Below are 9,285 nucleotides of genomic sequence, written 5' to 3' on the forward strand. Positions count from 1 at the left end.
AAACGATGGAAAAGGAAAATCGTAGATTTCTACAGAAAAGGAGAGAAGGCTGACCCCTTCTCACCTTTTATAATCACGTAGTGGTAATCATTGTAAAATATTTTTACACAAGATTAAGGACTTGACTCATGTATATGCCTTTATATGCTTACGTATCTACTTACGAATGGCCAAAGAGAGCCGCGTACTCCCGCGGCGATATACCGAGCGCTCGAAACAGCTTGTCATACATATGGACCTCAAGACCACCTGAACCGCCCTCGGCTCGTGTGACGGTTGTAAGATCAACATCGGCTTTGTCGGCAAGCTCTTTTTGCGTGAGCGACGCCTCCATACGGGCGGAAAAGACAGCGCGTCCCAATACCGCGCCGATTCCGTAAAAGAATTCCTCGGTCTCCGGAAGTTCTTTGACGATATCATCTGTACGAGTTAAATCCTTCATCGAATCGTCTCCTTCCAACTATATTCATATATGTATCCTTTCCCGAAAATGCGTCCTGGGATTCTCCTAAATGGTAACTACCTTACCGGACAACGCTTAGCACAACCTGTCGTAGTCCCCGTCTATCGGTTCATGAGTGAACCGTACTTCTTTGCCGGGTAATGTCTGGTTGCGGTACGGATCCTCGTCAAACAAGCTCTCCGTATCGATACTCTTGCTGCGCCAGCTGCTTCCGTCGTAACTGATTCGCTGATAGATATACATAAAACAACGCCTCCTTATCTTATAATCGTGATAAGGAGGCGTTTTGGTGTCATCGTATTTAACAAACATAAAGGAACCTTTGTGGATTAACGGAAAACTGCATTCTTTTATTATAAGAGGAAAACGCGACTAACCCCGAATCCAAAATCAAAGCAAAAGTCAGCATACACGTCGAAGTCTGACATCCATTGCGACGGTGTCCGGCGCGGGGTGGCCGTTAAACCGCATTCTAAAGGGGTAGCGTGTCCCCCCTTTTTCCGCCGCGTTACAATTACCGGCAAACCAAAATCTCGCGACACTTATTCACAAGAAAATTCAGCAGAATTCCCTCCTTAAGTCTTGATGACCTGCTCCAGGCCCAGAAGGCGATAATGATTGACGGCACCCCTTTCCCGGGGATATGATAAAGATACAACCACTGATACTTTTTTAAAAGTCGCATAGACCGTTCACCATAACAAGAGATGTGGCGATACCTGTGCGTACGTGGAAAAAGGAGGAGACGAATATGCCTCACATTGCTAATCCTCAGACATCGATGAAAAGAGCAAGAGTGAAAAAGTCCCTTCGCGTAGAGCGCCAGGAACTGCACCAGAAGAAATTGGACGCGATTGCCTCGACAATCGATATGAATAAATTACCGGACCAAGAGACACTCCCCGTAGATACATTCGGACGGGTGGATATAGCCCCGGATCACCCAGATTACGCGTATTGGGCAAAGGATGAAGACTGATGCAGGTCGGTCATCTATATGAACTTTTGTTTCCGTATGAAGAAAAACAGGGTGGCAATCGTCGCCCTGTTTTCATTTTGACCGTAAATACAGAGCAGCACAATGCTCTGGGATTAAAGGTTACGCATTCAGGTCCTACACATAATCACCCGTATCGGTACAGGGTGCAGGATTGGCGTCACGCCAACCTGGATGAAGGGTCCCATATTCAATACGACCGGTATAAGCGGTACGATAATCAGACGTTACGTTCCCGTGGCGTCCTCTCCGAGCGGGATTACCGGGAAATTGCTACCCTTTTTGCGAGTTATCATCTCCAATGAAATGAAACAGCCACAGAAAGAGCAGTCGTCCTTTAGCAGGACGGCTTTTTTTATTAGGTAACCCTTGTGCCGGAGCAGGCGTATGCCAAAAAATCCCCGAAACGGAAGGCCCCGTTAAGGGAGGTAGTCGACCGTATATTTTATTGTTTTCAGAAGGTCTTAAGTTTGATGGGATCCAGGAAAGCTGTTAAAGCTTTATCTCCTAACGATGCGGGTTCATAACTTTGAAGTTTTGATACCGATACGTAACAATGCTTTCCATCTACTTTTTTTCCAAATAACGATAAATTGTGGTTCTGGACACGCCCCACTTCTCCGCAACATCTTTAATAGGAGTCCCATTGGTAATCAAAGAGCGCATCATTTCAATGTCTTTTTTCCCAAACTTCTCCGGACGTCCTCCGAGACGTCCTCTTGCTCTTGCAGCTGTTCGTCCTGCAGCCGAGCGTTCCTCAATCAAATTCCGTTCAAATTCGGCAAAGGCCGCAAACAAGTGAAACATTAATTGACCGGTCGCATTACTTTTATCCATCGTCAGATTTTCCTGTAAACTATGGAAAGCTACGCCTCGCTCATTTAATTCATTTACCAGTTGAATTAAATCCTGCATATTTCTTCCTAAACGATCTAAACGCCAAACGACAATCGTATCTCCTTCACGTGCATAATGAATAGCCTCCTCTAAACCTGGGCGTTGTTTTTTCGTTCCACTCATTTTATCGTGGAACGTTTTCTCACATCCATAATCGGTTAACGCATGTAATTGTAAATCCAAATTTTGTAATCCTGTAGAAACACGTGCATATCCTATAAACATTCTATCCCTCATTTCTCTTTTCCCATATTTTCATTGTACCATAAGATAAAAGAACAGAGGTTAATGAACATTGAATAATGAACAGGGTTTTTGTACATGAAATACATAAAAAAATCCTTTTCGTATGCAATGACTATGTGTACAGAAAAGGACGAGTTTTGGAACAAAGACAATAATTGTTACCTACGATTGATAAACTATCAGGTTGTTGTAATGAATTTCTATGATTCTGGTTATAGGCTTACCCCCATTTTCTGCCTCCCTCAATTGTGCCGTCTTCCGTCAAATAAATGTAGCCAGTCGAACTCAAAACCAAATATATATTGGCTCATATATAAACCCCCGAAAACAATTAGTGCGCTAATAAAAATTATTCCGTTTTTTTAGACATGATATCCACCTCTTATTTTATATTTATTTTGAATTTTCTAAAAACTTTAAAAATGTTGAAAAACTATAAAAAGGAAATGAGCAAAACAAAGAAAAACAAGGGTAAGGGAAGATATTCAAAAAATAATCCTTAAACCCAAGCTTTTATCTATATTCATAATAGTAGGTTTATTTCAAATACTCCAGCCATAATTTTTCAAAAGCTTGTTACTATCCAAATGATTAATAAACCAAATACTATAGCTGCAACGCCGTGGACCCATCTTCCTTTACTTTCACCTCGGGTCGGGAGATCCTTTAAAATAATAGCTGTCCATCCTCCTATAACTAATAGAATAATTATTACAGTCATAAAGCTCATAGGAACCACTCCATTTTAATTATTAATTTCATAGACTCTATAAATTAATGTAACTTAAACAAACAGTTATGTACTGAGAAACAACTTCATTTAACACCTCAACCATTTTGTTTCACTTCATTTTTTTGATTATAATTTGAGAAGAAATCCGTACGATTAGTCCAATCAGCAGTGCCATTCCCAATACTACGAAAACATTATCTGATAAAGTCATCCCTAATTGAACTCCTAAAAATAAAGCTATTCCAATTGCAATAGCTATAATAATTCTTTCCTTACCTTTCATAATTGCTCCTCCTTTTAAAAAACAAATTGGTCAATCAGGCTTAAAATCACTTTTGCATTTATATTTTCCCTTTTTAACCAAAACAACACCAGGGAGCTACTATAAAGTAGCTCCCTTATTACTCTCTTTTAATCAAAAAGGTAGTATATATTTTCACATGTATCTGGGCTTAAAACAACAGTGGTGAATGCCCAAGCTGCTGAACAAGCAATGCCAGCCCCCGCCGTTGCTACTCCAGCTAACAAAATTGCACAAGATATTTGACCAATTCCTTCACAAATCGCCCACTGCTCATAACCTCTCGAGAAAGCTGTTTGTACACTTTCTTGCTCTAGCCTTTTGTATTTTAGGCTAGTCTCAAGTAAAGAGTTATCAATCTCTACCCACGAAGTCTCTGTGCTCTCAACCTCTTCATTCATGACATCATATGAGGTAATCTTAACCAGATCTGAATATCTAGTTCCATTAATATCAAACACATTATGTGTGATGATGTTATCCATGTGTTCATCGATGTGAGTATAGAAGTTCAAGTTAGGGTTATTCTCTACCTGACCTGAAACCGTAATAATTTTATCGGTTAGAGTTGTATCCGCATTTACTCGAACTACACTGACATCATTGCTTATTTTTGGTAATGATACTGAAGAAAAGGAGGCTGCAAATACTGCAGAGTCTTCTACCAGTTGGATATATTTATCCTTCGTAGTTTGAGATACCGTTTCTGAAGATATTCCTGCGCTTTCAAGTCTTTCCTGCTTCTCTTCATCTGTATATGGGTGCATTGCTTCTAAATCTAAAAGATTCATAGTCCGAGGTGTCACTATTCCGTCTGGATTCAGATTTACTGCTGATTGAAAGGTTTCCACCGCATCTTTGGTACCAGGTCCATAGCTCCCATCTACGGCAATAGAAATAGCAACTTCGCTCTGTTCATTCAGTTGATTTTGAATACGTCGTACGTGACTTCCGTTAGCTCCCCGTTGAATTATTAGATCAGTGATGTACTTATCCATCGTTTTGAGCGTATTAGGTCCCGCAAATCCGTCTACCTCCAGGTTATTTAAGAATTGGAAATCCTTCACCCCTTGTTCGGTCTTCGGCCCATAGCTTCCATCGACGGTGCTTTGTTGAATATCAAAATACAGCAAATCCTTTTGAAGAAGTTCGATGCCTCTTCCATCCATCCCAGGAAGTAAATCGATAGCGGAACGCAACGTTGCTAACGTGTTCGGCCCGGCATTGCCATCAACGGCAAGCCCTTTACGGCTTTGGAATTTTTCTACCCATTCTACCGTTTCAGGTCCATAAGATCCGTCCACCCCGTATCCGGGTAGCGCACTTGGGTTTTCACGAATGAGTTGTTTCTGAACCATCTCGATCCACCTTGGAGCTGCGTTTGAATTAATGGATTGGTTATCAATATTCATGTAAAATCTCTCCTTTTTTGTTGGTCTATCTATAAAAGAAGAAGAAACCGTAGTTTTTCAACCATTCTCCGTATTTTTTTCAAAGTTCTGTTTAAAAGTCCAAAAAGATATAACGTCCATGTCGTGAGCCACCTTCACAAGACGCATATGGATATCTTGTTTTACATCCTCTCTATCCTGAAAACCCGTGCCTTTGGCGCCTGTTTCAATCCTCGCGTTCATTCTTTCTACGACTTCCATGATAATTTTATTCTTATTCATCGCCTATCCCTCCCTTCTCGTAATTGACTCAACGCTTTCGCTTTCAATTTGGAAACATTCTGAGGAGAACAGGAAAGGACTTCTGCAATTTCTCTGATAGATAACTGAACATAAACCCATAAATGAAGAATGATTTGTTTTTGCTTACTAAATGATTGGTAGATCTGAATCATTTTTTTCGTGGGTAGAATATCTTCGATAGAGATTGCCGTCTCCTCGACAAGGGGCGGTTGAGGATGAGGATACAGATCCTTTAAGGATGTTTCCCCTTCACTTCCGTTTTGGACAGATGTGTCCAACGTTAGTTCCGCATAGTGTTTCCTCTTTTTTTCTCCGTAAGATTTCACGTATAAACGAGCCAATTTATCGGCGTAATGAATCAATCGAACCCTTAAATAGAATTCCCGAAAGCGCTGATCCAGACAGTTGGACGCTTCAAGATTATTTTCGTTCGTAGCTTCTCTAAACAATTCTTCATTATTCCCTTCGCTCATGAATGACTGAATCAAAGGATCTGCAAAAAAGTAGTCGTTTTCTCTATAAGAATACGGAAGATTGTTCCCTTGTTTTTTATTCACTATAAAACCCTCCTTATTATGCAATTACTATATAAAGAAGAAAAACAGAACAAACATCAACCAAAACACGAACATACGTTCTTGTTTTTTTATTTTACACCATAATTTTGAAAATTTATATGCCTACTGGTTGATTCATTCAGGCTTTTTCATCTTTCTGAGGTAAGCAAAGGAGGAGTAGATATGGAGAATATACCAGACTGGGCAGTATTGCTAGGTAATTATGGCTTTCCTACGTTGGTAGCTATATATCTATTAACTAGATTCGAAAAAAGACTAGATAGCCTAACGACAGCTATACGCATTCTGGAGAACGTCCTTGAAAAGAAAAAATAGGAGGGGTATAGATGGAAATCAAACAAGATGTAATTCCTACCACGAATACAAATCGTCCGGGAGATCAGCTAAATGCCACGCATATCACTATTCACGAGACAGCTAATACAAACACAGGTGCCGATGCGGAGATGCATGCTAGGTACGTGAAGGGAGAAGAAGCTCAAAACCGCCAGGTTTCCTGGCACTATACCGTAGACGATAAGCAGATTATTCAACATCTTCCTACTAATGAAATAGGATGGCATGCCGGAAGCGAGGGGAACGCTGCATCCATCGGCATAGAACTTTGCGTGAATGAAGACGGTTCTTTTTCTAAAACAAAACAAAAAGCCATGGAGCTTATACAGTCCTTAAAAGCAAGTCTCTCTATTCCTTATGCGAATGTAGTTACGCATCACAGATGGACGGGGAAAAATTGTCCGGCTCGTTTGCTGAATGACTGGGAGGCATTTAAAAAAGAATTACGATCGGAAGAGGGTGCAGAATCGATTGCTGGCCAAAGAATTGTTATTGAAGCCCATACTCTTTGGGTGTACGATCGTCCCGACTGGGACGCTAGATACACTACAGTGACTGCGGGAGAGGTTTTTACATTAAAAGATGAGTTACTGGTAGATTCGCACCAAATGTACCAACTAAAAAGCGGATTATATATCACGGCAAACGACCAATACGTGAAAATGCTTCCGTGACCGGAGACACGCCGGGAATCGAAAAGAAGGGGGGATAGGGAATGACTACAAAAATAAATACGCCACAAATAAAGGTAGAAGAGAAATTTCACAAAAAGCCTTACGGGGTGACAAGAATGCATGCTCCGGCGATATGGAAAGATGCCCATCAAGGCGAGGGTGTAGTGAACGCTATTATCGATTCAGGGTGTGATATCACTCATCCTGATCTCAGGGAGAATATTATCGATGTACGTAATTTCACTGATACAGGTACCAAGTCCGATGTTCAAGATAGTGATATCCATGGGACGCACGTTTCCGGTATTGTGGCTGCCAAAGACGACAGGAAGGGCATGGTAGGAATAGCTCCTAAATCAAAATTACTCATCTTAAAGGTCCTGGGGGAAGGCCGTAACTCCGGAAATTATCAATCATTAGTAGAGGCTATTGATTATGCGATTAGATGGCGAGGGCCTAATAACGAAAAAGTCGCAACGTTGAACCTTTCCTTAGGAGGTCAGAAAAATGATGCCGACCTTCATCGTGCTATCCGAAAGGCTTATCAGAACGGTATGGTAAGTGTAGCTGCATCAGGCAATGACGGGGATGGGCGAAGGAGTACCAGCGAAATCTTTTATCCCGGTTTTTACAAAGAGGTCCTACAAATAGGAGCGATGACTCGGAACGATCAAGTGGCCCATTATTCCAACACGAATAAAAACATCGATTACGTGGCCCCGGGTACTAATATTTTTTCCACGATTCCTAACGGGGAATACGCGCAATTAACAGGTACGTCCATGGCCGTACCGCAAATAACTGGTGCTATTAGTTTGGTGCACCGTTTGTTAAAAGAAAAGGATCAAAAGATTTCCATTCCTAACGTCTTAACAACACTAAACAAATGTACCGTTCTCACAAAACAAGGGGATCGAATTGTTTCCTTTGCATAAACGGTTATTTTGGTATCATAAGTTGGTTTCATCCCCCCCCTCTGTCCTCTACTATCGTACGAGGTACGTTGGTAGAGAATTATAGAATAGAACAACCAAAACCCGGCCCCTTATGTTATAAAGGGTGCCGGGCTTTGATATAGGGAGTGTTCAACGTCCACCTGTTAATGAAAGACCATTGTTTTAAAGCATTGAATATATGAGAGATAGCAATGGGGCTGGAACATGGTTGGAGAATGAACATTTATAGGAGACAGAGGAGAACTTTTTCTGTCAGTCTCGGAGGGTAAGAGAAATAATAAGAGAGAAGGGCTACCCTGATCTTTTATTTTTATCGTTTACAAAGAATCTACGTCTATGACTTCCTCCACATTACATAAAGGGAGGGTTTGCTATGGTCTCATACACCCCTAGTTTCCTCATCTTCTAGTTACCACTTCCATGTTTATCTACGAACGATAACACAGTAACTCAATACCACAATAATTCAATGACACAACAACACATATATAGCACTTTGAGATAGATCTGAATTTTGAAGTTTTGACACCAATAAGCTGATGTGATTAAATCAGTAGATAAAACGGTGTCATAACTTAGGTTCAAAAGTGAGGGCGATTTTTTATGAAATTTGGATATGCGAGAGTGTCGACGAGAGGTCAGGATTTGGAAGGACAGCTTCAGGCATTAAAAAAAGAAGGATGCGAAGAAATTTACCAGGAATTCGTAACAGGGACGAAACGGGAAAAACGCAAAGAGTTCAATGAACTAATCAATCGAATAGATGAAGGAGATACACTGATTGTTACCAAACTGGACCGGTTTGCCCGTTCTGCAAATGATGCAACTAGTATTATTGAGGATTTGTTTGAGAGAGGGGTACGGGTGCACGTCTTAAACATGGGGATAGTCGAAAATACGCCCACCGGACGATTGATTTTCAACATTATGACCTCCTTCGCGCAATTCGAGCGTGACATGATTGTCGAACGAACCCAGGATGGGAAAGCTCTAGCAAAAAAACGACCGGACTTCCGCGAAGGCCGGCCGAAAAAATATAGTAAGAAGCAGATTGAGCATGCGCTTCAGTTGTTAGAAGAAGCCTCGTACCGAGAAGTGGAACAAATGACAGGGATAAGTATGAGCACGTTGAAAAGAGCGAATAAAAAACTTTAATAAAAGACTTTTTTGAACGAAAAATTGTATTACTTTATATTATCCCTTAAACTATATTGAATTTTAGTGAATTTATCCAAAGATGAACGTCAGATAATATTTGAAAGTTAACTTGCTGATAATCAATTGGTACCGTCAATAAGTTTGTGTAAAACAGTAGGGTGATCCTCGGAGGAGGGATTAGCTTTTCTCCTCTGTCTCAGTTTGAGACCCATACCGTTCTTCGAACATGGTGTGCAGTTCAGGGCTTGCTTC

At 40.9% G+C, this 9,285-nt stretch carries 13 protein-coding genes; 6 read left to right on the plus strand and 7 right to left on the minus strand.

From position 1 onward, the window contains the following. Positions 1–160: 160 nt before the first annotated feature. A complete protein-coding gene (locus CKW00_RS12935) occupies positions 161–442 on the minus strand; it encodes a helix-turn-helix domain-containing protein (protein ID WP_095822910.1) in 282 nt (93 codons plus the stop codon). A 96-nt stretch (positions 443–538) separates the two neighbouring features. Further along, positions 539–706 carry a hypothetical protein gene (locus CKW00_RS13870; RefSeq protein ID WP_233129788.1) on the minus strand — a complete coding sequence of 56 codons (168 nt, stop codon included), beginning with the start codon at positions 704–706 and terminating at the stop codon, positions 539–541. Between the two features lie 508 nt (positions 707–1,214). Between CKW00_RS13870 and CKW00_RS12945 the strand changes: the two genes are divergently transcribed. Both CKW00_RS12945 and CKW00_RS12950 read left to right on the plus strand, forming a co-directional pair. Then, entirely contained in the window at positions 1,215–1,442 is a 228-nt protein-coding gene (locus CKW00_RS12945) for a hypothetical protein (RefSeq protein ID WP_095822911.1), read from the plus strand. Further along, positions 1,442–1,765, plus strand: coding sequence for a hypothetical protein (locus CKW00_RS12950; protein ID WP_095822912.1), 324 nt, complete (start codon positions 1,442–1,444; stop codon positions 1,763–1,765). Before CKW00_RS12945 ends, CKW00_RS12950 begins: the two co-directional genes overlap by 1 nt. Positions 1,766–2,027: 262 nt before the next feature. Here CKW00_RS12950 and CKW00_RS12955 read toward each other — a convergent pair whose 3' ends face one another. From CKW00_RS12955 to CKW00_RS12970, 5 genes are all read right to left on the minus strand, one after another. Continuing rightward, entirely contained in the window at positions 2,028–2,582 is a 555-nt protein-coding gene (locus CKW00_RS12955) for a recombinase family protein (protein ID WP_008591948.1), read from the minus strand. Between the two features lie 863 nt (positions 2,583–3,445). Continuing rightward, positions 3,446–3,619, minus strand: a complete 174-nt coding sequence (locus tag CKW00_RS13755) for a hypothetical protein (RefSeq protein WP_158221322.1) — start codon at positions 3,617–3,619, stop codon at positions 3,446–3,448. A gap of 128 nt (positions 3,620–3,747) precedes the next feature. Continuing rightward, the gene (locus tag CKW00_RS12960) at positions 3,748–5,049 is read right to left on the minus strand and encodes a peptidoglycan-binding domain-containing protein (RefSeq protein WP_095822913.1); all 1,302 of its coding nucleotides are present in this window, start codon (positions 5,047–5,049) and stop codon (positions 3,748–3,750) included. 57 nt (positions 5,050–5,106) lie between these two features. After that, entirely contained in the window at positions 5,107–5,310 is a 204-nt protein-coding gene (locus CKW00_RS12965) for a hypothetical protein (protein ID WP_093108235.1), read from the minus strand. Then, a complete protein-coding gene (locus CKW00_RS12970) occupies positions 5,307–5,888 on the minus strand; it encodes a sigma-70 RNA polymerase sigma factor region 4 domain-containing protein (RefSeq protein WP_095822914.1) in 582 nt (193 codons plus the stop codon). The genes CKW00_RS12965 and CKW00_RS12970 overlap by 4 nt, the downstream gene beginning before the upstream one ends. Positions 5,889–6,071: 183 nt before the next feature. On the opposite strand from CKW00_RS12970, the gene CKW00_RS12975 reads away from it, so the two are divergent. From CKW00_RS12975 to CKW00_RS12990, 4 genes are all read left to right on the plus strand, one after another. Then, positions 6,072–6,224: a YvrJ family protein gene (locus CKW00_RS12975; protein WP_008590935.1), complete on the plus strand. Its 153-nt coding sequence runs from the start codon at positions 6,072–6,074 to the stop codon at positions 6,222–6,224. Between the two features lie 11 nt (positions 6,225–6,235). Further along, entirely contained in the window at positions 6,236–6,919 is a 684-nt protein-coding gene (locus CKW00_RS12980; protein ID WP_095822915.1) for an N-acetylmuramoyl-L-alanine amidase, read from the plus strand. A gap of 41 nt (positions 6,920–6,960) precedes the next feature. After that, the gene (locus CKW00_RS12985; protein ID WP_095822916.1) at positions 6,961–7,854 is read left to right on the plus strand and encodes a S8 family peptidase; all 894 of its coding nucleotides are present in this window, start codon (positions 6,961–6,963) and stop codon (positions 7,852–7,854) included. Positions 7,855–8,478: 624 nt separating this feature from the next. Then, a complete protein-coding gene (locus tag CKW00_RS12990) occupies positions 8,479–9,030 on the plus strand; it encodes a recombinase family protein (protein WP_095822917.1) in 552 nt (183 codons plus the stop codon). Positions 9,031–9,285: the final 255 nt, after the last annotated feature.

It is taken from the genome of Salimicrobium humidisoli, assembly GCF_002295105.1.
GTDB lineage: Bacteria > Bacillota > Bacilli > Bacillales > Halobacillaceae > Salimicrobium > Salimicrobium humidisoli.

Excerpts from the sequence above, each read along its gene's own strand:
- CKW00_RS12945 (WP_095822911.1), top strand. The coding sequence starts at position 1,215 with ATGCCTCACATTGCTAATCCTCAGACATCGATGAAAAGAGCAAGAGTG.
- CKW00_RS13870 (WP_233129788.1), bottom strand. The coding sequence starts at position 706 with ATGTATATCTATCAGCGAATCAGTTACGACGGAAGCAGCTGGCGCAGC.
- CKW00_RS12985 (WP_095822916.1), top strand. The coding sequence starts at position 6,961 with ATGACTACAAAAATAAATACGCCACAAATAAAGGTAGAAGAGAAATTT.
- CKW00_RS12950 (WP_095822912.1), top strand. The coding sequence starts at position 1,442 with ATGCAGGTCGGTCATCTATATGAACTTTTGTTTCCGTATGAAGAAAAA.
- CKW00_RS12990 (WP_095822917.1), top strand. The coding sequence starts at position 8,479 with ATGAAATTTGGATATGCGAGAGTGTCGACGAGAGGTCAGGATTTGGAA.
- CKW00_RS12935 (WP_095822910.1), bottom strand. The coding sequence starts at position 442 with ATGAAGGATTTAACTCGTACAGATGATATCGTCAAAGAACTTCCGGAG.
- CKW00_RS12980 (WP_095822915.1), top strand. The coding sequence starts at position 6,236 with ATGGAAATCAAACAAGATGTAATTCCTACCACGAATACAAATCGTCCG.
- CKW00_RS12975 (WP_008590935.1), top strand. The coding sequence starts at position 6,072 with ATGGAGAATATACCAGACTGGGCAGTATTGCTAGGTAATTATGGCTTT.
- CKW00_RS12965 (WP_093108235.1), bottom strand. The coding sequence starts at position 5,310 with ATGAATAAGAATAAAATTATCATGGAAGTCGTAGAAAGAATGAACGCG.
- CKW00_RS12960 (WP_095822913.1), bottom strand. The coding sequence starts at position 5,049 with ATGAATATTGATAACCAATCCATTAATTCAAACGCAGCTCCAAGGTGG.
- CKW00_RS13755 (WP_158221322.1), bottom strand. The coding sequence starts at position 3,619 with ATGAAAGGTAAGGAAAGAATTATTATAGCTATTGCAATTGGAATAGCT.
- CKW00_RS12955 (WP_008591948.1), bottom strand. The coding sequence starts at position 2,582 with ATGTTTATAGGATATGCACGTGTTTCTACAGGATTACAAAATTTGGAT.